The organism is Dehalobacter sp. TeCB1 (assembly GCF_001707455.1).
GTDB lineage: Bacteria > Bacillota > Desulfitobacteriia > Desulfitobacteriales > Syntrophobotulaceae > Dehalobacter > Dehalobacter restrictus.
In genome coordinates, this window is the sequence record NZ_MCHF01000026.1 from 13,092 (window position 1) to 36,191 (window position 23,100).

The window sequence follows — 23,100 nt, forward strand, 5'->3', positions numbered from 1 at the left end:
AACCAACACTATAATTGTTGTTCGATCTTCTTTTTAGGTTGCAAAATTCCTTCTGTAAAAGACTTGTGGATGAAGGGATAGGTAAGCGGAACCAATAGGCAGTTGTAGAAAGAAATGCCCAGAATGACCTTTACGGCATCCCCGAGGTACCAGTTAAGTCCAGCGGTGGTTGCAATCAAGGCCATCAGGGTCTGCCCAAGAACCGTTACGATAAAGACGAGCACCATGGTAAGCGGAATGTTTTCTCTGTACCAGCGCTGCTGAAGCATACTGATCAGCAGTGCAACGACAGCTAAAATGATCGCATAGAGTCCGATATACCTTCCGAGATAGAAATCCACAATCAGGCCGATCACAAACCCATACACAATTCCCTGAGCCGGCCGGTGATGCAGAGCGATATAAATAACCCAGAGCATGGCCAAATCAGGTTTTATGCCGGCCCATGACCAATAATGGAAGATCGTCCCCGGGAGGATGAGACAGACAATAAGAATCAGTAACATTACGATAAAACGTTTCATCGACTGTCCTCCGGAATGCTCACTACATAGACTTCCTCCAGAGAATCAAAATCAACAATGGGTTCGATCGCGGCTACTTTCAGCAAGCCTTTCGCATCAATTTTAATCTCGGTAACAACACCAATCGGAATGTCCTTGGGATAGACCTCTCCTAAACCCGAAGTATATACCAAATCTCCTGCATTGACTTCATCGTCCTGCCGGAAATTCATTTCGAGTTCTCCTGAGGAATTCAGCCTGGTGTTTTTCTTATACGTACCTTTGACAATCCCAAAAATTGCCTCACCTTTATTACCCCTGGCAAAGGCGCCAACCTGTCCCTCTCCGTCGAGTAGCAGTAAAACATCCGAGGTCTTCGGGGTGACAGAAATGACCTTCCCGACCAGACCCAGATTGGCAACAACAGGATCATCCACTTTTACGCCGTGATCACTGCCTTTATTGACGGTGACTGTCTGATACCAGGCTGAAGGATTACGATTTATAATGGTGGCACCAATTTTCTCATAGCTCTCCAGCGAGGGACTTTGAAAAACAGCATCAAGTTCCTGATAGCGCAGGGCAGCCAGTACCTGTTGTTTGAGCTGAAGATTGTCTCCCGTGAGCGTTTCTACCTGTTTACGAAGTTCCTCATTTTCTGCTTTGACAGTCCGAAAACTGAAAATCGCCCGAAAATTATCTTTAATCCCATCTCCCAGATTCCAAATCGCACTTTCTATCGGTGAAAGTACTCTTTGCATGGCGTTCCCGACAGGGTTCGGAGACTGACTGCCGAGTCCGGTCAAATGGATCGTCGTCAAAGTGATCAGCAGAACAGCAAAAACGAGAACGGCTATACCCATGGGATTTATTTTTTTCCCCACCGATTTCTCCTCCCGCTTTTAATTCTTCTGCATAGCGGCAATCCTTCTTAGAATTTCCTCATTCTCAAGCACTTTACCGGTACCCAGTGCAACACAGGAAAGCGGGTCCTCAGCAAGGTGGACGGGTATCCCTGTCTGATCGGCAATTAGCCTGTCCAGATTTCTTAACAGTGATCCGCCTCCCGCCATAATAATGCCTCTGTCCATGATATCTGCCGCCAGTTCCGGAGGCGTTTTCTCAAGGCAGTTCTTTACCGCATCAACGATAGCATTTACCGGCTCATTTAAGGCTTCAACAATTTCTTCGGAAGTAATCTCAACGTTCTTGGGGAGACCTGTCAGGAGATCGCGTCCTTTGATGGCATACGTCAAACCTTTTTCCGGCATATAGGCCGCTCCGATCTCCATTTTGATATTCTCAGCCGACTGATAACCGACGGAGAGGTTATAAGTTTTCTTGATATACGCAATAATGGCATCATCCATCTCATCTCCGGCTACCCGGATCGAGCCGGCTGTAACGATGCCTCCCATCGAGATCACGGCGACTTCAGTTGTGCCTCCGCCGATATCGACAATCATATTCCCGGTAGGATCGCTCACGGGCAGACCTGCTCCGATGGCGGCAGCCATCGGCTCTTCCATAATAATCGGATCTTTTGCTCCGGCTGCAAGAGCTGCTTCCTTGACAGCTCTTTTTTCAACTGCGGTAACTCCGGACGGCACACAAATGACGACCCGGGGCCGCGCAAATAAGAATTTTGATCCTAAAGCCCTGTTGATAAAATATTTAAGCATTTTTTGAGTAACATTGAAATCCGAGATTACGCCGTCTTTCAACGGTCTGATTGCAACAATATTTCCCGGAGTTCTTCCGATCATCTCCTTGGCTCTGTCTCCAACCGCCAGAGGCTCGTTCTTCTCTATATCCATAGCAACCACTGAAGGCTCCCGTACTATGATTCCTTTGCCTTTCATATGTACAAGGGTATTGGCGGTTCCCAGATCGATTCCGAGGTCCTTGGAAAAAACCATGTTTTGTAAATCTCCCTTCAAGATAAATCATTTCAAATTTCAAGTGATGCCTGGCAGTCTTTTCTCAGTCTCCCACAAAGTGGAATTTTTCATACCATATTTCGTATTGCTATGGCATCGTTTTATTATATCATTTTTTTGCATCAAATTAATGAATATTTCCTATTTTTCAATATTTTTTTATATTTGTGGTCATCTTTCGACAGTGGTACTGTTAGGCTAAAGATCGGGCTAGATGATCCCCTGTTCTTTCAGGCTGACATACTTTTTATCCCCAATGATGATATGATCCAATACCTCAATCCCTAATATTTTTCCGCCTTCCACAAGCCTTTTGGTAATATCAAGGTCTTCCCTGCTGGGCGAAGGATCGCCGCTCGGATGATTATGCAGCAAAATAATAGTATTCGTGTTACGCCGAATGGCATCCTTAAAACACTCCCTGGGATGCACAATGGATGAATTGAGAGACCCGACCGATACAGGACTTATACCCAGTACATTGTTTCGAGTGCTTAAGTGTATGATCCTGAAGTGTTCCCGGTCGAGCTTCCGCATCTCCTCCATGACCAGATCAGCCGCGTCTGATGGCGTGTTGATCACCGGGCGTGACATAGGATCAGTGCAGACACTCCGTTTGCCGATTTCCAAGGCTGCCTTGACTTGAGCCGCTTTGGCCGGTCCTATGCCGTGAACCTGTTTTAATTCATCAACGGATAATCTGGCCAGGCCAGTCAGTCCGCCCGTTTCCGTCAAGATTCGTTCGGATAGTTCCAGGACATTTTCCCCTCTTGAACCGGTCCTCAGCAGTATCGCCAGTATTTCTTTGGTGGACAGGTTTTCCGGACCATGCTGATGAAGACGTTCCCTTGGTTTTAAATCTTCAGGCAAGTCCTTTAGCCGGCGGTAATTCATCCCTTTTCCCTCATGCTTCAAGGTATCTTTTATTTTTTAGGGGAAATCCCCTTATCCCCAAGCTTTCGCACCAGAAGCTCCATCGGCAGTCCGACCACATTCGACCAGGAACCGCTAACTGCTGTCACAAACCCGGCAGCTCCGCCCTGAATCCCGTAAGCGGCTGCTTTATCCATCGGTTCCCCTGTCGTAATATAATCCTTGATTTCCTGAACCTTCAGCTCCCGAAAAGACACAGTTGTAATCTCAACAGCAGTCTCCACGCTGATCTGCTGACGAACCTTGTCCATTGCGGCTAACGCAATCGCGGTCATTACCCGGTGGGTTTTTCCGCTTAAGTTAAGAAGCATTCGTTCCGCTTCCTCCTCGTCAGCAGGCTTTCCGAGCACAATATGGTCCAGCACCACAATGGTATCGGCGCCTAAAACCAAATCATCAGCCGAACCACTTAAATCAAGCCACGCTTCAAATCCGGAAAGCGCCTTGCGTCTGGCAAGATCCTGTACGCCTGTCTCAGGCCAAACATCTGGCGGAAGATATTCGTCGACCGGAGCGCTGACAAGTCTGAAGTCATATCCCCATTCCTCCAGAAGCTCACGCCTTCGCGGCGAAGCCGAAGCCAAAATCAACATCATTCTGTCACATCCTAAGCATCTTACTATTCTTCAAATCATCAACGTAAGCTACGATAAACAAGCCGGGTTATCGTCCCCCGGCTGTTAAGTCTTCTATCAGTCTAGCACTATTCCCTTTTTTTGACAAGTCCAGCGTGTATTGACACTTTTACGACAAAAATGGAAAAGTCTATGCCTTGCCCTGAGAGCTCAAGATAACCAGATAGAGCGCATCAAGCAATGCTTTGGCGCTGGCCTTAATAATATTGCTGGATACCCCGATCGTTCCCCAGGTATTGACGCCATGCTTTGTTTCAACCACAACCCGGACAACTGAACCTGTGCCCCGGGAACCGTCAAGAACCCTAACTTTATAGTCTGTCAGCTCACTCTCTTCAATAGCCGGGAAAAAGGCACCCAAAGTGCTTCTGAGAGCTTGGTCAAGCGCATGAACCGGCCCGTCTCCCTCGGCTGCAATATGAACCTGCTTGTCTCCGACCTGCACTTTCACAACCGCGACAGAGTCAAGCTCACCGCGCAGCGGATCACTCCAAACGTGATAATCTTCGAGTGTAAACGGCTGTTCGTATTTGCCGAGGATCTCCAATAATAGCAGATCCAGGCTTCCCTCTGCCGTCTCATACTGGAATCCCTCGTTTTCGGCATTCTTAATTCTTTCCATCGCCAGTTCCACGAGCGGATCATCTTTTTCAATCTCAGGTTTGAACCGGCGCATTTTCAAGCACAAATTTGCTTTTCCGGATTGATCGGAGATCAGAACCCGGCGTTCATTCCCGACCGAAGCAGGGTCAATGTGCTCAAAGGTTCTGTTATTCTTCATGACCGCATCGACATGCATACCCGCTTTATGGGCAAAAGCGCTTCTGCCCACAAACGGCTGTTTCTCATCAAACGGATAATTGGCGAGTTCCGCCACATACCTGCTTAAATAAGAAATATTGTGCAGAACCTCAGGTTCAAGCAGTTGATAACCTAATTTCAGCTGCAGCCAGGGTATCAGTGTGCTTAAATTCGCATTGCCGCAGCGTTCCCCAAAACCGTTCCAGGTTCCCTGGATCTGATCCACTCCTGCCTCAACAGCCGCCAGCGTATTTACGACAGCCAGCCCTCCATCATTGTGAGTATGAATACCAAGTATGGCAGGGGAAAGCTCCTGCCTGACGATCTGCACCCCGTTCGTGATCTCCCTGGTATAGGTACCGCCATTCGTGTCGCAGAGAACAAGTCCTTTCGCTCCACCAAGCATGGCGGCTTCCAGACAGCTTAACGCAAACGCAGGGTCGTCCTGCCAACCGTCAAAATAGTGTTCTGCATCAAAGAAGACTTCCTTACCGGCTTTCACAAGATATTCAACAGATTCTCTGATGATTCTTAAGTTTTCCTGTGGGCTTGTTCTTAAGACCGTTTCAACATGAAGTTTCCATGTCTTCCCAAAAATCGTCAAGGTATTCGCTCCTGAAGCAATCAGTCCGTTCAATGAATCACTTTTTTCCGGAGATTCGCCGACTCTGCAGGTACTGCCGAATGCAACGACCCTCGTCCGCAAACGCCAGTCCTGATTTTCGGCAGAATCCGCCCAGGAGGACATCGTACGGTAAAACTCATCATCTTTGGGATTCGCACCCGGCCAGCCGGCTTCCACATAGTCGATGCCGGCTTCAATCATTTTCTGCATATAGAAAAGCTTATCTTTGGCTGAGAAGTGGACGCCTTCTCCCTGAGCTCCGTCCCTCAGCGTCGTGTCGTAAATTGAAATACGCTTGTCTGCCATTCTCTTCCCTCCCAAAAACTCTCTGTGCATCTAAAGAATTCTTAAAAATGTTTAATAACTCATTTTACCTGTAAATACAAAATTAATAAAGCCTTAATCCATTTTAGAACAAAAAAAAAGGCATCCAGCGCTAGCGTATCTGGAATACCTTCCTTCATGTACAAATGATCAATTCTAGGTTCTAAGCCATTTTTCCGCCCAGATTGAATGTCAGCACTTCAAGGTTTACAGACAAATCCACATTTCTGAGTTCTACAGTGGGAGGAACATTTAAAACGACAGGTGCAAAATTCAAAATGGCCTGGACTCCGCCTTTAATAAGTTTATCGGCAATTTCCTGGGCTGCAGATGCCGGGACAGTTATTGCTCCGATCTGGATCTGGTTTTGGGCGACGACTTCTTCCATCGTTTCAATCGGCAATACTTCGATATCGTTAATCTTCATCCCAGTTTTTTGGGGATCGTTGTCAAAAATATTGATGATTGAAAATCCGCGTTCTTTAAAACCCTTATACGTACTCAGGGCCAGTCCGAGGTTGCCCAGTCCTACGAGGCAGACGCTCCACTCATTGCTGAGACCCATGATCCGAAGAATATTTTTATGCAAGTCTTTGACATTGTAACCTACTCCGCGAATCCCAAACTCCCCAAAATAAGCAAGGTCTTTACGAACCTGAGCAGGACTTACGCCTACTCCTTCAGCAATATCACCTGAAGAAATCGTTATGATTCCTTTGCGGTCTATCTCTGTCAAATAACGAGAATATACGGAAAGCCGTATAATCGTTGCTTCAGGAATTTTCAAGGTTTTCAAATCCAAATCCCCCATTTCGTCTACTTCAAAGATAAGTTAATTATATCACTACCTAAAGAAAATGCAATTAAACCGAAGGAAATACAAGATATCACTGTTTAATTATGTTTTTTGACCCTACCCAAAATAATCAGGGATTTTGTTCAAAATACTTGTAAGTAACCCATTTATACTCAGCAAAGACTTGAAGAAGCTGCTGATTATACTTATATTGAAAATCCCCCTGACCATCCAGGGAGGCATTAAGGGCGCTCAAATTATCCTGCAAATGCCTGAAATCTTCCGGATAATCGCTGTCTTTAATATCCTGAATTCTCTCTGTGGCATCGGTTTGATCAATGCCTTGTCCAAGACCTGCACATAATGAATTCGCCAGCTCGAGGATTTCCAGAACCGTTTCCGTTTCGCTGCCGCTGACCTTATAGTGCAAAGCAGGATACGTCACTTCCCTGACCCATGAATCAATACCGTTTTCCAATAAGCCCTGGTAACAAAAAAGCGCCTCTTCATTGGAGCCAAAGGCACCCACCGCAACCTGATAAGGCTCCTTACTGATGATCACGGCCTGCCAGCCCTTGTTATGCAAATTCTGCAGCAATACTTCGGCATTTTCTTTATCCTTATAAACACCGATTTGACAGGTCCAAATTTTGATTTCCGTCAAATTGAGAATCTCGCTGTTTGTTTCTGGCAGGTTTTCTGAGGTAACGACGGTCTGTGAGGAAACCAGCCCGACAAACATTTTTCCAGTATACCATACAAACCAGCCGACAGCGGATAATCCTAGTATTACCATTATAATTGAAATCAAAACACCTGATCTAAATTTTTTTCCCATCAGGCAACTCCTTCAAATCATTCTATTTCGATCATATGAAGGAGCGGCAATAATTAGTACATGGTAATATGATCAGCGCTTAAATATTTTGCAAAAAAAAATAAATTTTAGTTCCATAATATGTTATAATATTTCCTGGAAAAATAAGTATCCCAATAAGGAAGGATATACCGGTATGGAAGAATATTTGATTCTTGCAGTGGATGATCAGGACTTTAATCTTATTTTTCTTAAAAAAACTTTAGCCGAATATCAGTTTCTTTCTGCCAGAAACGGCAGACAAGCCCTGGAATTGCTAAGAAAGTACTCTCCTGACCTGATCCTGCTGGATATCGTGATGCCGGAAATGGATGGTTATGAAGTTCTCAGACAGCTAAAATACGATGAACGGACCAGGAACATCCCCGTTATTTTCCTGACAAGCCTTGACTCCATTGAAGATGAAGAAAAAGGGTTTAATTTGGGTGCTGTAGATTATATCACCAAACCTTTTAAGCCAACAATCATTCAGGCCCGGGTCAAGAACACTTTACGGTTCATCCATCAGCAAAAACTCTTGGAAAGAATGTCTCACCTGGACGGTCTTACTGAGATCCCAAACCGGCGATTTTTTGAAGAAAAACTTGCTGCCGAATTTGGCTTTGCAGCCACCAACAAGCGTCCGCTTTCGCTGATCATGATTGATGTTGATTTCTTTAAGAAATTCAACGACCAGCATGGGCACTCCAAAGGCGATGAAGCGCTTGTTAAAGTTGCCCAGATCATCCGCTCATGCTTGAATGAACCTCACGAATTTCTGGCCAGGTATGGCGGAGAGGAATTTGTCGTGATTCTTCCGGATACGGATGCGGCTGCCGGAAGTGAAATTGCCGAAAAAATACGTTACCATGTCAGTATATCCCAACTGTTCAACAATCCCGCCGGCAGCCACGCTGCTCTGACCGTCAGTGTGGGCGGATACAGTATGATACCGGCCAATTACGAATACTGTCACAGCATATTGGAAAAAGCCGATGCCTGCTTGTACCAAGCCAAAAAACACGGCAGAAATTGCGTGAAGTGGGATTATTCCTGATGCGTATAATGATCCAGTAAAAATTTTCTTACCCCGGAGATCATGTACAAGGAGCCGGTGACACAAAGCAAATCACCCGGCTTCATTCTTTCAAGCCCTTTTCTTACTGCTCCCGCAGGATCTTCAACCGTCGATACGTTTTCCTGCACTAGATACTTCTCCGCGATTCTGGCCACATACTCCCAGTCACCAGCCCTTGGGGAATCCGGCTTGGTCACGATGATTTCATCGGCCAGCGGTGCGATAATCTCAACGGCTTTTTCTATTTCTTTGTCCCTGAGCATGCCAAGACAAAGCAACAGCCTGTTTCTTTTCAAAGGTCCGTCGGCGTACTGCTGCAGCGCCTTAGCCAGAGACATCATCCCATCGGCATTATGTGCCCCGTCCAGAAGAACTCTCGGATTCCGCAGCAAAAGTTCCAACCTGCCCGGCCAGCGGACTGCTTTGAGACCTTCCCTGACGGCACTTTCAGATATATTCAGCGAATACGTTCCAACCAATACTTCACAGACAGCTAGTGCAGCCGCTGCATTGGTAAACTGGTGTTCCCCAAGAAGCGCGAGCTCCAGATCCGGATAAGACCAGTACAAGCCTTCATAGCCAAAACGCTGCGAACCATCACCCGGGTGCCGCCAATGTACATCGCGGCCTACCTCAATCATCCTGGATCCTTTTTGGGCAGCTCGTTCCTCGATAACCTTCAAAACTTCCGGCTTGTCCGAGGAAGTGACCACTGGAACGCCATCCTTAATAATACCGGCCTTTACCCCAGTAATTGCTTGAAGCGTATCTCCAAGATAATCCATGTGATCCATGCCAATACTGGTCAGCACAGATATTAAAGGGGTAACGACGTTGGTGGAATCAATTTCACCGCCGAGACCAACCTCCAGAAGGACCAGATCGGGTTGTTTTTCGGCAAAATAACACAGGGCCAGCGCCGTACAGACTTCAAATTCGGTCGGATGTTCAATCCCGAGACGCTCCATTTCCTCCAGATGGGGTTTTAGCTTATTGATCCCTGAAACCACAGCTTCCGGTGAGATCATCTCTCCGTTTATCGTGATTCTTTCCCGGAAATCATGAAGGTGGGGGGATGTAAACATTCCCGCGCAATAACCGGCCTGCTTCATAATTGACTGAAGCATTGCCGTCGTCGATCCTTTCCCGTTGGTGCCGCCGATATGAATCACTTTCAATTTCTTTTCCGGGTGATCCAGACGATCCAGCAAAGCCTTGATCCGTTCCAGTCCGAGGTTAATGCCGAACTTCGTTAGGTTCTTAATATATTCCAGTGTCTCTTCGTATTCCGTCATTATCCTCAATCCTTTACAGATTTATTCAAGCTCTTCGCTTAGATCGGATAATCTCAGTTTCAGAGAACGCATCCTGGCCATGATATCATCCAGTTTCTCTTTTTCCTTTTGAACGACCACTTCCGGCGCTTTCGAGGTAAACCCTGGGTTGCCGAGCTTGTCTTCCAGCCTTTTCTGTTCCTTGATCATATTTTCGATTTCCTTGCGGACCTTGGCCACTTCTTTGTCCAAATCAAGCAGCCCTTTCAGTGGTATATAAACGGTAACACCAGTAAGAACCGTACTGGCGGACTGCGGCGGCTTATTCTCCATCTGCTGTAAAATTGTGATGTTTTCCGCAACTGCAAGCTGCCGGATATCCGCAAGACCGCTTTGTAGAACCGAGAGCATATCTTTTTCGGGAGCTACGAGCAGGATATCTGCCCTGCGGCCCGGAGCGACACCCATCTCCGCCCGGATATTGCGCACTGCCCGGATAATATCCATCAGAACATTCATATCTTTTTCAACCTGCTCGTTGCGATATCCTTCAACCTGCGGCCAGGAGCTGAGCATAATCGTCTTTCCTTTGATGGGCAGATGCTGCCATATCTCCTCAGTTAAGAACGGCATAAACGGGTGAATCAGTCTCATTGTACCTTCCAGCACTTCAAAGAGAATGCGCTGGGCGGTCTGGCGTTCAGACTGGTTTTCTTTCATATAAAGTCGTTTTTTAGTCAGCTCGATGTACCAGTCACAATATTCATTCCAGATAAATTCATAGAGCAGTCTGCCGGCTTCCCCAAGGTCAAAACGCTCTAAAGCAGCCGTGACATTCTGAACCGTATCTTCATAGCGTGACAGGATCCATTTGTCTGCCAGGGTAAGCTCAGCAACGTACGGTCCGGCAGGCTGTTCCTTAGCTTCCGATTGATAGTCCTCCAGATTCATCAGCACAAAGCGGGAGGCATTCCAGATTTTATTCAAAAAGTTTCTGGTGGACTCTAATTTTTCAAAATGGAATCTCAGATCATTACCCGGGGTGTTGCCGGTGATCAGCATAAACCTCAGGGTGTCCGCGCCATATTGATTAATGACTTCGATCGGGTCGACACCGTTGCCAAGTGATTTACTCATCTTGCGCCCCTGCGGGTCAAGAATCAACCCGTGAATCATCACCTTGTGAAACGGAACATCTTCCCGGAATTCCAGTCCCATAAAAATCATCCGGGCTACCCAGAAGAAAATAATATCCCTGCCGGTAACCAGAACACTCGTCGGATAAAACTGTTTCAGTTCAGCGGTATTTTCGGGCCATCCCATGGTTGAGAATGGCCAGAGTGCTGAAGAAAACCACGTATCCAGAACATCGGGATCCTGCTGCAGGTGATGGCTTCCGCATTTCGGACATGCCGTCGGATCCTCTTTCACGCAAACTTCAGCTCCGCAATCCTGACAATACCAAACCGGAATACGATGACCCCACCAGAGCTGCCGCGATATACACCAATCCCGGATATTTTCCAGCCAGCCTGTATAGATCCTGGCAAAACGGTCGGGCACAAACTGTAGATCGCCATCCTGCACGACTTTAATCGCCGGTTCTGCCAAAGGTTGCATCTTCACAAACCACTGCCTGCTGACCCGGGGTTCAACCACTGTGGAACAGCGGTAACACTCCCCCACTGCATGGGTATGCGGTTCTATCTTAACCAAAAGGCCAAGCTCTTCCAGATCTTTGACAATTCGGCGGCGTGCTTCGTAACGATCCAGTCCCTGGTATTTGCCGCCATTTTCGTTGATGGTGGCATCGCTGTTCATGATATTAATCTGCTCCAGATTATGGCGGAGCCCCATCTCAAAGTCATTTGGGTCATGCGCAGGCGTAATTTTGACCGCGCCGGTGCCAAATTCCTTCTCGACATATTCATCGGTAATCACCGGAATCTCTCTTTTCACTAAAGGAAGGATCACATTCTTTCCTGCAAGATGCCGGTACCGTTCATCCTCAGGGTGAACGGCAACCGCCACGTCTCCGAGCATCGTTTCCGGACGGGTCGTCGCCACAACAACGCCTTCCCCGCCATCCGCTGCCGGATAACGGATATGCCACAGGTTTCCTTCCCGTTCATTATGCTCGACTTCAATATCCGAAATGGTCGTATGGCACTTGGAGCACCAGTTAACAATATAGTTCCCTCTATAAATCAGTCCTTTGTTGTAAAGGTTGACAAAGACTTCTCTTACAGCCTTGGAACATCCTTCGTCCATGGTAAACCGTTCCCGTGACCAATCACAGGAAGCACCTAGTTTGCGCAGCTGACGGGTAATTGTACCGCCATACTGTTCCTTCCAGGCCCAGACTCTTTCCAGGAATTTCTCTCTTCCAAGTTCGTGTCTGTTCGTTCCTTCTTTGGCCAGCTGTTCCTCAACTTTGGCCTGGGTGGCAATGCCCGCGTGGTCTGTCCCGGGAAGCCATAACGTATTATATCCCTGCATTCTTTTATAACGGGCCAGAATATCCTGCAGCGTGTTATCCATCGCGTGTCCGAGATGCAAAGACCCGGTTACGTTCGGCGGCGGCATCACAATGCTGAAAGGTTTCTGCTCCGGTTCAACTTTTGGCGTAAAAAATCCGTTCTGTTCCCAATACTGATACCATTTTTCCTCTACCTGGCCAGGATCATATATTTTGGCCATCTGTTGATCCTCACTCATAAAAAGGCTCCTTTCGAACCAAAAAAATCTTCCGGCCCAAAGGACGAAAGACTCACATAACATACTTCATACCGGAATAGTATACGATTGTACAGTTCCAGCCGGCAATGAATCGGGAAATCTTTCAGCCCCTCTGCCAATTCCACTCTAAATTCTATACTGCAATTCTATGCCGCCGCCAACAACAAAAGGTTTGGTGACAGCCAAGTTTCCTTTAGTATGTCAGAATGAATACTTACTTTCTGTTACATCTAAGTGCAGCTAATGCTGCCGACAACCACGGATGGCTTAGTGTCGTGATGCCGAGGATGGCAAGAAGCGACCGCCAAAGACTTGGCGCCGGCGAAGTTTTCTTTATTATACTGAGGCAGTAAAAAAAAGTCAAAAGGTTTTAAGTAAAGGATCCCATTCAAATTCGTATTAGCTGAAAGGTTTCCCAGGCAATGTTTGTTTAAAAACACAAATACGTGATATAATAATAATTAATGTGCCTCAGAACGGCTAATAAAAAATTGCTGAAATATGCTTAAACACCGGGGCGTTTGGGTTTAACCGTATTTTGGCTTGTTTTCTGCTTGTTTGACACAACACAAAATATGGAGGTAAAAGTTTTTGACAAAAGAGAACAAACTGCAAATTATTCCCCTCGGAGGTCTCGGGGAAATCGGCAAGAACATGACCGTCATCCGGTATAATAATAAAATTGTCCTGGTTGATGCGGGTCTGACATTTCCAAATGAAGACCTCTTAGGTATTGACATCGTGATTCCGGACTATACATATTTGGTTGAGAACCAGGCAATGGTTGCAGGGATACTCATTACCCATGGCCATGAAGATCATATTGGGGCTCTCCCTTATCTATTGAAGGATCTTAATGTCCCTGTTTATGGGACACGCCTTACAATTGGCCTGATTCAGTCCAAGCTGAAGGAAGCAAATATTACGAAAGCGACACTCAACGTCATTCATCCGAATGACACGGTCCGGCTCGGCGCTTTCCGGGTTGAATTCATCAACATCAGCCACAGTATTCCGGGCTCTGTCGGCCTGGCAATCCATACACCGATTGGCACCATTGTCCATACTGGAGACTTTAAGCTCGACCATACGCCTGTCAGCGGCGATGTCCTGGATATACACAAATTTACCGAATTAGGGGAACACGGCGTTCTGTGCCTGATGTCCGACAGCACGAATGTCGACCGTCCTGGCTTTACCATGTCCGAGCGGTCTGTCGGCCAAAATATTGATGAAGCCTTTTTCCACGCCGAAGGACGGATTATCTTTGCTAGTTTTGCTTCAAATATCAACAGGCTGCAGCAGGCGATTTCCGCTGCCGTCAAATGCCAACGCAAAGTTGCTGCGATCGGACGAAGCATGGTCAATGTCATTAATATTGCGATGGATCTGGGTTATCTTGATATACCGGAGGGAACCCTGATTGAGGTAGACAAGGCAATGGATTATCCCGGCAACCAGCTCTGCATCCTGACCACAGGCAGCCAGGGGGAACCGATGTCAGCCTTAAGCAGAATAGCCAGCGGCGACCACCGCCAGATCTCAATCAGTGAGAACGACACGGTCATTATTTCGGCCAGCGCGATTCCCGGTAATGAGAAAGCCATTTCCCGCAATATCGACCAACTGCTCAAACTCGGTGCGCATGTCATCTATGAGCAGATTTCAGGAATGCACGTTTCGGGGCATGCCAGCGAAGAAGAACTTAAACTAATGTTCAGCATGGTGAAACCGAAATACTTCCTTCCTGTGCATGGTGAGTACCGCATGCTTGTCAAGCACGCAGAACTCGCGCAGCAGGTCGGCATCCCTAAAGAAAATATCTTTATTGCCGAAAACGGCAGTGTTCTGGAATTTACGGACGAGGGCGCTAAAATGGCCGAAAGTATTCCAGCAGGCAGAGTTCTGATCGATGGTTTCGGGATTGGTGATGTCGGCAATATTGTACTGCGTGACCGTAAACAGTTATCGCAGGATGGAATATTGATTGCTGTTCTGACTGTCAGCCGTCCGACCGGTGCATTGGTTGCAGGACCTGATGTCGTGACCCGCGGGTTTATTTATGTGCGGGAGTCGGAAGAAATTATCAGCGAAGTCAGGTACCTGATCCGAGAGGCTATGCAGGAATGCCAGCAAAAGGGTATTAACCAATGGGCACCAATTAAAAACAAGGTAAAAGATATCGTTGGAAAACACCTCTATCAGAGAACCGGCAGACGTCCAATGATTCTGGTCATCATTCAAGAAGTAAACAGCGAAGCAATCAAGGACGCAAACAAGAAAGACACTGCCGCCAGAGAAGCAACCAACAAACCGCCCAACTACAAGGAAATGGCCGTAAAAGCGCGTCCGAAAAGAACAATGAAGCCTAAGATTCAAGCCCCGACATGATATTCCTTTTAAAATATTAAAAAATTTAGAAAACGAATAGATTTAACACATCAGACAATAAAAAGATTACCTGAGTCCGTTCAACGGACTCAGGTAATCTTTTTATCAGAAATTCTTTAAGCGGGACATTACTTCATGTTTAGTACGATGACCCCTGCCACAATCAATAAAGTCCCGCCGACCTTGGCGGCTGAAACCTGTTCCTGAAGAAAGAAAAAGGAAAGCAGCATCACCAGGATATAGCCCAGACTGACCATTGGATAAGCAATACTGAGTTCCAGTTTTCTCAGGACAAATATCCACATCAGCATGCTGAAAACAAAACAGCTTACAGCAAAGACCATCTTCAGGCTGATCATCGAATAAATAAGGTTCCAGATTCCGCTGGCCGGCCGAAGTTCCCCTGCCGCCAGCTTAAGAACAAACTGCCCGGTCGATCCCAAAGCAATGGAAATCAAGGCCAGCAAATAAATCATCCGTTTATCTCACCTTAGCCAGCAGCGCAAAGTAACCTCTGACTGTCTTTGACACCTGCATTTTGCTGGCCCCTTCTTTCTGTTGATAATGAAGAATAAGTGGTACCTCCCCGGCTTTAACCCCCATCCTGCTGAATTTAGCAGCGATCTCAGCCATGCAGTCAAATCCGTTGGTCGTAATCAGCTCTTTCCAGCGTTCCTGTGCCTTTCTGATTATTCTCACCCGGTATGCCCTGTAGCCAGATGAGTAGTCATTAAGGTTTCTGATGCGGAAAAACAATTTAAAGAAACACCTGGCACCCCGGCTGAATAACTTTCGCAAGGTTTTCAGCCCAATTTCATATCCTCCCGAAGTAAATCTGGAGGCCACAACCAAGTCAAGATCCCGACTGTTCAGCGTTTCAATCATGCTCTCGATCAGCAGGGGGCTGTGGGTATTGTCGGCATCCATGGTAACCAGGACATCGTCATCCTTCAGGTTTTCCAGCGCATAACGCAAAATTGTTTTGACGGCTTCTCCGAGGCCCTTGTTTCCGTGGTGCCTGACCAGCGTTACATAACCATGATCCTGGGCGTAAGTGCTTACAATTTTTGCAGTATTATCGCTGCTGCCGTCATCCACCAGCAGGACCTGAATATTATACCGGCTGACCTCTCGGTAGGATGCAATGCTGTTAAATAAATGAGTAATCCCGGCTGCTTCATTATAGGCGGGTAGGCCAATCAGAACCTTCATATCATTTGCCCCCTCCAGGCAGTATTGCCAAAAGATAAATGTACGTTTGCGGATAAGCAGTCACCGCTCACTTTAGTACATAAATCGGGTAACCCTGTACGACCTCGAGCTTCGGATATTCTCCTTCAATATAGCTCAATAGCTTCTCATCCTGATCCCCATATATTTTCCCCTGAATTGGCACAAAATATTTGGCTCCTCTTGCAATATAATCATCCAGTTCCTGAATAGGATCTTTGGGTGTTGCAGCATACAGCCTAAGATTGTACCGCCAGCCTCTTCTGTCCGTTAAGTCCAGCAGACACGGATCCAGAGAACCGACCACAAGGAGATCGTCCTGAACCGTCAGCTGCTTTACTACGTTTACTTGTTGCGCCATCACCGTGTTGATGGTGAACATCGGTTTAACCAGGTCATAACTTTCCTTCATTAAGAGCAGTACCAACACCACTCCTGCAATTTTTCCAACTGGACCCGAAGCCGCCCTGGCCAAAAGATTACCGGCCAGCAAACAGCACGGCACCATCAAAAATATCAGGTAATAAAATGCCCGGATCCCGCTTACAATCAAGATTGCCTCGAAAATCATCGTGATAAACCAGACCAAAAATACTTTTTGCTTTCCCCTCAAAAAAAATATTCCTGCAAGGCAAAGAAGCAGCCCGCTTATGCCAAGGGCCCTTGGCAAATTTACCGTGAAAAAGTCAAGTGCTTCCGGACTGTAAAAGGCGGTAACCGCCTGCTTAAAAATAATATTACGGGTAATGCCCAGCGTAAATTTATACTCCGCAGCGGTAGTACTGAAATAGTAATAGCAGGCTGGAAGCGCTGCCGTAATGAAGCTGTATATCCAAAAAACACGCATTTTCAGCCATTTCCGCCCATAATACTTAAAACAGAGATATATCATGGGGATTCCAATAAAAATCACAGGTGGTTTGGTCATGATTGCCAGAGCTAAAAAAAATGAGCTCAAAATAAGTAAACCGTATTTGCTTATCAGATCGCTATACCCGTGATCATTTACATCACCATTCCTATTATTTCCGTGATTTCCGTAATTTCCGTGATTCTGATGATCGCTTCTTTGATGCTCCCTGCAATTATTTTGCTTGATAATCCATCGGTTAAAATAGTAAAATCCTCCGATCCAGAACATCAGGGCTGCGGACTCCGGCATAATCGCCCGGGAATAATACAGATTAATCGGCAGGATCCCATAAATCAGAAGACTGTAAGCTGCTCCATTCCACCCCAGATACAGGCGTGCCAGCAGATACAGATACAGGGCTGAGATCAAAAAAAAAGCAATCGGAACAGCCCTTGCCAGAAAATAATGATAGCCGAATACTTTGTACAGGATCGCGATCAGATAGGTCGTAACTTGAATTTCCAACGCCGGAATATTTGGAAATGGCCCGTCGTAGTTCAAATTGGGATGAAACGGATGAAAGTCATAACCTGCGAAATTCCTGGCGATTGATGCTGTGTCAGCCTGCCGCCAGCTCTCCTCAATTTCAACAGGACCGACATTTATGTGATAGAGCCTGAGCAGAAGAATAAAAGTCAATAAGAAAAATAGGAGGATTTTTTCTCTTTTCGTCATCATTGTCACTGGCACCCCTGTTTTCAGCTATCCAATTGCTTTCATTTTTTACTCTGTCCGCCGCGGCATGCATCATTCGGCTTAGCTTTTCCTGTATATGGATTCCCTATACTAAAACTCCTTTCAATGAAGAAAAAGCCTCTTCCCTCTTGCTTGTTTGCCCTGAAACAATGCAAGTGGAAAAGAAGCTTGAATTGAAATCAACACTTTTGGATTGTATAGTTACCGTCGCCGAAGCTGCCTCTTGGTTTCGACTTCCCACCAGTTGAAAGCTTCTTCTTCCTCCGTGAGTTCCGGTTTTTTGCTGCACAGTTCGTAGATCCGAGCCCTTTCCGCATTTGGGTCTTCACCGTACCAACTGGCATTTCTTCGAATCTCAGTTGTGGATTTCCGGTCTTCCTCTAACGGCCATTTGGATCGCAGCAGACTGTTTGGATGCGATATACTGTTTAGCCGTTCATAAGAGACAGGCTCGGAACCAAGAAAACCTGTACCGAGTACCCCTGCCAGCAATCCAAGACCTATTCCCTCGGAAATGATTTTGACGGCGCCAAGGCTTTCAATCGGAAAATAAAGAGCCAAAAGCAGTATGCCAACCACAGCATATCCTCCGGCAGCCAGTCCTGCAGGAAGCAGCCGGCCGGAGTCTCTGCTGGCTCGAAAACCGGCTACCAGGCAACTCAGCAAAAGACCAAAATCCACAAGATAGGCGATGATCTTTTCATCAATTCCGGCCAGCGTTGTGACCAGTACAGCCAGGAGGGTCAGAACCGTGACGAGCAGACCTATGGTAATGCCTTTTAGAATGCTTGTTCCCATAAAAAATCACCCGGTTTCATATATTATCCTATTATAATATATTAAAACCGGGATAACCTTTATTCATAGTTTTGGGAACATTTGTCTATTTTTTTCTGTGATATCTTCCGCTCGGGATTAAATCGCTCTTAGGGAAAGGAATAAGAAGATCGCATAGAATACCCCGCCAATCATCAGGATTGCAGGATAGAGTGTTTTCGTTTTGACGATGATGAAATACTGAAGGGATGCGGAGGCTAGGGCAAGCAGCGCACTGACCAGGGCCAGCGGTTCCAGAACCCAGGAGGTCAGGGAAATGCCAATTGCCGGAATGACCGAGCTCTGGAAGACCATTGCTCCGGTGATATTTCCCATGGCCAATGTATCTTTACCACGACGCACCCAGAGAACACTGTTGAATTTCTCCGGCAGTTCAGTTGCAATTGGCGTAATGATAATTGCCAGGATGAACACTGAGATTCCGGCAGCCGTCGATACGGCCTGAACAGAATTAATGAATAGTTCCGCACCCACAATGATAATTGCAAGCGCAGCTATAATCTGAACGAATACGACAATCAGCTTAGGCTCCCCCCTGCGGGAAAAGTAGCACACAGGAAGTTCCTCTTCTAAATTCGCTTCACCATGGCTTGATTTGATTGTCCGGTAAACATAGGCACAATAAGCCCCCACAAGAACAATCACAATCAGCATTTTCAAAGAGTGTGTTGGTAAAAAGGAAGCAACGATTGCGAGTAAATAGACAATCAGAAAAAACTTCAGATCCCGCTCAATGACTTCCGGATGAATATACATCGGTCTGTTTGTTCTTCGGAAAATCAGTACAGCAATCCCTGTGACGAAAAAAGCAAGTGTTCCAAGCATAAACGGCGCTCCTAAAATTGCCCCTATGCCAATGTCGTGCCCGCTTGACCCACTGGCGGTCAGAATCGCGAGGATCGGAATCAATGTTTCCGGCAAAGCGGTTCCTACCGCAGCGAAGATACTGCCGACAGCCCCTTCACCCAAATTGAGTTTCCTGCCAAGCCACTCAATTCCGTTTGTAAACACTTCCGCCCCAAGCAGAATGACGCCTAAACTGACAACCAGCAAAATTATATCGATCATTTTTTTCTCTCCTGTTTAGCTCAATAAACTATTTTTCTTAAACTATTAATTCAAAGCTATTAATGTTATTATTTTCCATATAATTCTTAAATTATTCTATGTTTTATTTTCCATTACTCTTCAAAATCTATTGCTCTTCTCCATTGATTATTCTTCCGGATCACTCTCCGGACTTGTCTTCCGCATCAGGAAAGATAATATCATCCATGGCCTGATTTAGCTCCTGAAGGCCGGTAGCGTCCTCTGAAGAAAAAGGAATAATCGTCTTCCAGTCCGACATTTTGAAAGATTCCGCAATGATTTTGAGATATTTGGGTCGTTGTCCCCTCGCAATCTTATCTGCTTTTGTCGCTACCACCAGAACAGGTATGTTGTTGACCTTAAGCATTTCCATCATCAGCCTGTCTTCATCGGTCGGCTGATGGCGGATATCAACCAGCTGAATGACCCCTTTCAAATTCTCACGCAGACGAAAGTACGTCTGCATCATCTTCCCCCACTGCATTCGGGTCTCCTGAGGCACTTTTGCATAGCCATAACCCGGTAAATCAACAAGATACCATTCATCATTAATATTAAAAAAATTGATCATCTGCGTTTTGCCGGGCGTTTTGCCGACCTTGGCCAGTGCCTTTCGATTGACAAGCTTATTGATCAAAGAAGACTTTCCTACATTGGAACGGCCTGAGACAGCCAGCTCCGGCCTTATTCCCTCAGGATACTGCTGCGGCTTCACTGCCGAAATCATAAATTCAGCTTTACGAAAAATCACACTATCACCTCAACGGAACATCGTGAGTACAATATGCCAACTATGTTATGTCCCAACTATGTTCCTTAAACATCAACAGCTAATATTGTACTCCAAAATCGGGATTAATCCAAGGGAGACAAATACATCGGGAGACCAACTAAGGAGTTAGAAAACGAAGGAAAACACAGAGGGACGTTTTCTTTGTTTCCTCTGAAACAAGATACTAAAACGCCCCTCTGTCTCCCGTCTGCCAGTATATAAGACTGAAACCTGTTTAGCAGCAGATTATTTGAGCTGCTTACAGCGGCCTGCTTTCAGGCTGCGTAAAATCCGTGTTGTAGACCGGCAGCTGCGGCAGGAATTCTTGTGATTTAGATACCGGAAGAAGGGCTATATCCAGAACTTCCTCCATTCGTTTGACAAAACGGAATTCCAGTTCTTTCCTGATTTCTTCCGGAATTTCTTCCAGGTCCTTCAGGTTCTTTTCAGGAAGAATAATCGTTTTGATCCCCGCCCTGTGTGCGGCCAGCACCTTTTCCTTCAGTCCGCCAATCGGCAGCACATTGCCGCGTAGAGTGATCTCTCCGGTCATCGCGACATCCTGCCGGACAGCTCTGGAAGAAAGCGCCGAAGCCATTGCCGTCGCCATCGTGATGCCGGCGGACGGTCCGTCCTTCGGTACAGCTCCCTCCGGCACATGAATGTGCAAATCAAGCTGATCGTAAAAATCCTTGCTAATCCCCAAGCTTTCAGCCTGGGAACGGACAAATGTCAATCCTGCCTGCGCCGATTCTTTCATCACATCGCCGAGTTTTCCAGTCAGCGTCAGTCTTCCTTTGCCTGCCAGAGGCGTAGCTTCAATGGTCAGTACATCTCCTCCGACTTCAGTATAAGCCAGACCGACAGCAGCGCCGATCTCCGGTTCGAAGCCCACTGTTCGGTAAAAATAGCGGGGAGCTCCGAGTAGGGTTTCAATATCTTCCGGTGTCAGTGTCCGCGGCTTCCATTCCTTTTTCACAACACGGACCGCTACTTTACGCAACACATTAGCAATTTCGCGTTCCAAATTCCTGACTCCGGATTCCCTGGTATAGCCCCGGACAATCTTCAGGACGCAGGCGCTATCCAGCCGGACAACAATCTCTTTCAACCCGTGCACTTTCATCTGTTTCGGTATGAGGTGCCGAACCGCAATATTGACTTTTTCATCTTCGGTATAGCCGCTTAAATGAATGACTTCCATCCTGTCCAGAAGCGGACGCGGAATATTTTCGATATAGTTGGCTGTCATGATAAACAGCACTTTGGAAAGATCAAATGGAACCTCCAGATAGTGATCCGCATAGGAATGATTCTGCTCCGGATCAAGCACTTCAAGCATGGCAGAAGCAGGATCCCCGCGAAAGTCTGAAGACATTTTATCAATTTCATCAAATAGGAAGACCGGATTTTTCGTTTCCGCCTTGCGTATCCCCTGAATCACCCTGCCGGGTAATGCGCCGATATACGTCCGACGGTGACCCCTGATCTCCGCCTCATCGCGAACGCCGCCCAGGGACATTCTGACGAACTTGCGGTCCAGAGACCTCGCAATGGATTTTGCGAGTGAGGTTTTACCTACTCCGGGCGGTCCGATAAAGCAAAGTATCGGGCTGCGCATATTTGGCGTGAGTTTACGGATAGAAAGATACTCCAGGATCCGCTCCTTGACTTTCTCCAGACCATAGTGGTCTTCTTCCAATATTTTTTCAGCCTTATGCATATCCCCTTTGTCCCTGCTCGCCTTATTCCAGGGAAGCGCGATGATCCAGTCAATATACGTCCGGACAACGGTTCCTTCAGCGGAAGATGCAGCCATTTTTTCGAGGCGGTCCAGTTCTTTCAAGGCCTTTTCCCTGGCCTCATCCGTCAGATTCGCCTTTTCGATCTTCTCTTTATATTCTTCAATTTCAGCCTGTTTTTCATCCTTGTCGCCCAGTTCTTTCTGGATCGCTTTAATCTGCTCCCGCAGGTAATATTCTTTCTGGGCCTTTTCCATCTGCTTTCGTACCCTGAGCCCAATGCGTCTTTCCAGCTCAAGAATCTCGATTTCACGCATGATCAGTTCGGTGAGCTTTTCCAGGCGTTCGCTTACATCAATCGCGCCAAGAACCGCCTGTTTATCTTCTATCTTTAAATTCAAGTGGGAAGCCACCAAATCAGCCATCCGACCGGGCTCTTTTACAGCAAGCACCGATCCAATCGCTTCGGGGGATACTTTTTTGCCGAGACGCGCATATTCTTCAAACTGGTGGGTCAGACTTCTGGTCATATTCTCCAGTTCTGGGCTCATACGCTCATTACCGGGGAATCTTTCTACCTGCGCTTTAAAGAAAGGATCTTCCGCCAAAAATTCCTTGACCTCGGCACGGCAGATCCCCTCGACAAGAACGCGCATTGTCCCGCCGGGAAGTCTCAAAAGCTGTTTTATATCGACAATTGTGCCTACTGTATACAGATCATCAATCGTCGGGCTGTCTATTTCCATTTCCTTTTGCGATAGTAGAAGAATCTGGCGATCCAAGAGCATTGCTTCCTCAATGGCTGCCATGGATCTTTCCCTGCCAACATCAAGATGAATCACCATATAGGGAAAGACAAGGATTCCTCTAAGCGGAAGGATCGGTATCTCTCTTTCTTGCATAATTTATCTCCCCTCAAAAGACTT

General features: G+C 46.6%; 19 protein-coding genes. 2 read left to right on the plus strand and 17 right to left on the minus strand.

Annotation, left to right across the window (positions count from 1 at the left end; genetic code table 11):
- Positions 1-8: 8 nt before the first annotated feature.
- From mreD to A7D23_RS07595, 8 genes are all read right to left on the minus strand, one after another.
- Complete coding sequence (gene mreD / locus A7D23_RS07560) at positions 9-524, minus strand: rod shape-determining protein MreD (RefSeq protein WP_025206117.1); 516 nt, start codon at positions 522-524, stop codon at positions 9-11.
- The gene (mreC, locus tag A7D23_RS07565; RefSeq protein ID WP_025206118.1) at positions 521-1,387 is read right to left on the minus strand and encodes a rod shape-determining protein MreC; all 867 of its coding nucleotides are present in this window, start codon (positions 1,385-1,387) and stop codon (positions 521-523) included. Before mreC ends, mreD begins: the two co-directional genes overlap by 4 nt.
- An 18-nt stretch (positions 1,388-1,405) precedes the next feature.
- Positions 1,406-2,422: a rod shape-determining protein gene (locus A7D23_RS07570; protein ID WP_015044646.1), complete on the minus strand. Its 1,017-nt coding sequence runs from the start codon at positions 2,420-2,422 to the stop codon at positions 1,406-1,408.
- Positions 2,423-2,653: 231 nt separating this feature from the next.
- Positions 2,654-3,337 carry a DNA repair protein RadC gene (radC, locus tag A7D23_RS07575; protein ID WP_025206119.1) on the minus strand — a complete coding sequence of 228 codons (684 nt, stop codon included), beginning with the start codon at positions 3,335-3,337 and terminating at the stop codon, positions 2,654-2,656.
- A 29-nt stretch (positions 3,338-3,366) separates the two neighbouring features.
- Complete coding sequence (locus A7D23_RS07580; protein WP_051408119.1) at positions 3,367-3,972, minus strand: Maf family protein; 606 nt, start codon at positions 3,970-3,972, stop codon at positions 3,367-3,369.
- A 169-nt stretch (positions 3,973-4,141) separates the two neighbouring features.
- Positions 4,142-5,743, minus strand: coding sequence for a citramalate synthase (gene cimA, locus A7D23_RS07585; RefSeq protein ID WP_025206121.1), 1,602 nt, complete (start codon positions 5,741-5,743; stop codon positions 4,142-4,144).
- 181 nt (positions 5,744-5,924) lie between these two features.
- On the minus strand, positions 5,925-6,557 hold the full coding sequence (locus tag A7D23_RS07590; RefSeq protein WP_025206122.1) for a redox-sensing transcriptional repressor Rex: 633 nt from the start codon (positions 6,555-6,557) through the stop codon (positions 5,925-5,927).
- A 130-nt stretch (positions 6,558-6,687) separates the two neighbouring features.
- Positions 6,688-7,395, minus strand: a complete 708-nt coding sequence (locus A7D23_RS07595; RefSeq protein WP_025206123.1) for an SPOR domain-containing protein — start codon at positions 7,393-7,395, stop codon at positions 6,688-6,690.
- A 175-nt stretch (positions 7,396-7,570) separates the two neighbouring features.
- Between A7D23_RS07595 and A7D23_RS07600 the strand changes: the two genes are divergently transcribed.
- Positions 7,571-8,470 (plus strand): diguanylate cyclase, encoded by a 900-nt coding sequence (locus tag A7D23_RS07600; protein WP_019224782.1) that lies wholly within the window; start codon positions 7,571-7,573, stop codon positions 8,468-8,470.
- Here the strand turns inward: A7D23_RS07600 and A7D23_RS07605 are convergent.
- Both A7D23_RS07605 and A7D23_RS07610 read right to left on the minus strand, forming a co-directional pair.
- Positions 8,461-9,786, minus strand: coding sequence for a folylpolyglutamate synthase/dihydrofolate synthase family protein (locus tag A7D23_RS07605; RefSeq protein WP_025206124.1), 1,326 nt, complete (start codon positions 9,784-9,786; stop codon positions 8,461-8,463). The genes A7D23_RS07600 and A7D23_RS07605 overlap by 10 nt on opposite strands.
- Positions 9,787-9,807: 21 nt before the next feature.
- Positions 9,808-12,483, minus strand: a complete 2,676-nt coding sequence (locus A7D23_RS07610) for a valine--tRNA ligase (RefSeq protein ID WP_025206125.1) — start codon at positions 12,481-12,483, stop codon at positions 9,808-9,810.
- 612 nt (positions 12,484-13,095) lie between these two features.
- On the opposite strand from A7D23_RS07610, the gene A7D23_RS07615 reads away from it, so the two are divergent.
- Positions 13,096-14,895, plus strand: coding sequence for a ribonuclease J (locus tag A7D23_RS07615; RefSeq protein WP_025206126.1), 1,800 nt, complete (start codon positions 13,096-13,098; stop codon positions 14,893-14,895).
- 128 nt (positions 14,896-15,023) lie between these two features.
- Here the strand turns inward: A7D23_RS07615 and A7D23_RS07620 are convergent, their stop codons facing one another.
- The 7 genes from A7D23_RS07620 to lon all read right to left on the minus strand — a co-directional run bounded on the left by A7D23_RS07620 (position 15,024) and on the right by lon (position 23,076).
- Entirely contained in the window at positions 15,024-15,371 is a 348-nt protein-coding gene (locus A7D23_RS07620) for an EamA family transporter (protein ID WP_019224778.1), read from the minus strand.
- 4 nt (positions 15,372-15,375) lie between these two features.
- Complete coding sequence (locus A7D23_RS07625) at positions 15,376-16,107, minus strand: glycosyltransferase family 2 protein (protein WP_019224777.1); 732 nt, start codon at positions 16,105-16,107, stop codon at positions 15,376-15,378.
- Between the two features lie 67 nt (positions 16,108-16,174).
- Complete coding sequence (locus tag A7D23_RS07630; protein WP_025206127.1) at positions 16,175-17,716, minus strand: glycosyltransferase family 39 protein; 1,542 nt, start codon at positions 17,714-17,716, stop codon at positions 16,175-16,177.
- Between the two features lie 219 nt (positions 17,717-17,935).
- Positions 17,936-18,532 (minus strand): hypothetical protein, encoded by a 597-nt coding sequence (locus A7D23_RS07635; protein WP_025206128.1) that lies wholly within the window; start codon positions 18,530-18,532, stop codon positions 17,936-17,938.
- Between the two features lie 117 nt (positions 18,533-18,649).
- Entirely contained in the window at positions 18,650-19,639 is a 990-nt protein-coding gene (locus A7D23_RS07640) for a sodium:calcium antiporter (protein WP_019224774.1), read from the minus strand.
- Between the two features lie 160 nt (positions 19,640-19,799).
- Positions 19,800-20,411, minus strand: coding sequence for a ribosome biogenesis GTP-binding protein YihA/YsxC (gene yihA / locus A7D23_RS07645; protein ID WP_025206129.1), 612 nt, complete (start codon positions 20,409-20,411; stop codon positions 19,800-19,802).
- 280 nt (positions 20,412-20,691) lie between these two features.
- Positions 20,692-23,076: an endopeptidase La gene (gene lon, locus A7D23_RS07650; protein WP_038603376.1), complete on the minus strand. Its 2,385-nt coding sequence runs from the start codon at positions 23,074-23,076 to the stop codon at positions 20,692-20,694.
- Between the last annotated feature and the right edge of the window lie 24 nt (positions 23,077-23,100).

Bases quoted from the DNA above. Each gene is read 5' to 3' on its own strand.
- A7D23_RS07580 (WP_051408119.1), bottom strand. From the start codon at position 3,972: ATGATGTTGATTTTGGCTTCGGCTTCGCCGCGAAGGCGTGAGCTTCTG.
- A7D23_RS07630 (WP_025206127.1), bottom strand. From the start codon at position 17,716: ATGATGACGAAAAGAGAAAAAATCCTCCTATTTTTCTTATTGACTTTT.
- A7D23_RS07595 (WP_025206123.1), bottom strand. From the start codon at position 7,395: ATGGGAAAAAAATTTAGATCAGGTGTTTTGATTTCAATTATAATGGTA.
- lon (WP_038603376.1), bottom strand. From the start codon at position 23,076: ATGCAAGAAAGAGAGATACCGATCCTTCCGCTTAGAGGAATCCTTGTC.
- A7D23_RS07640 (WP_019224774.1), bottom strand. From the start codon at position 19,639: ATGATCGATATAATTTTGCTGGTTGTCAGTTTAGGCGTCATTCTGCTT.
- A7D23_RS07635 (WP_025206128.1), bottom strand. From the start codon at position 18,532: ATGGGAACAAGCATTCTAAAAGGCATTACCATAGGTCTGCTCGTCACG.
- A7D23_RS07600 (WP_019224782.1), top strand. From the start codon at position 7,571: ATGGAAGAATATTTGATTCTTGCAGTGGATGATCAGGACTTTAATCTT.
- A7D23_RS07605 (WP_025206124.1), bottom strand. From the start codon at position 9,786: ATGACGGAATACGAAGAGACACTGGAATATATTAAGAACCTAACGAAG.
- A7D23_RS07570 (WP_015044646.1), bottom strand. From the start codon at position 2,422: ATGGTTTTTTCCAAGGACCTCGGAATCGATCTGGGAACCGCCAATACC.
- cimA (WP_025206121.1), bottom strand. From the start codon at position 5,743: ATGGCAGACAAGCGTATTTCAATTTACGACACGACGCTGAGGGACGGA.
- A7D23_RS07620 (WP_019224778.1), bottom strand. From the start codon at position 15,371: ATGATTTATTTGCTGGCCTTGATTTCCATTGCTTTGGGATCGACCGGG.
- A7D23_RS07610 (WP_025206125.1), bottom strand. From the start codon at position 12,483: ATGAGTGAGGATCAACAGATGGCCAAAATATATGATCCTGGCCAGGTA.
- A7D23_RS07625 (WP_019224777.1), bottom strand. From the start codon at position 16,107: ATGAAGGTTCTGATTGGCCTACCCGCCTATAATGAAGCAGCCGGGATT.
- radC (WP_025206119.1), bottom strand. From the start codon at position 3,337: ATGAATTACCGCCGGCTAAAGGACTTGCCTGAAGATTTAAAACCAAGG.
- mreD (WP_025206117.1), bottom strand. From the start codon at position 524: ATGAAACGTTTTATCGTAATGTTACTGATTCTTATTGTCTGTCTCATC.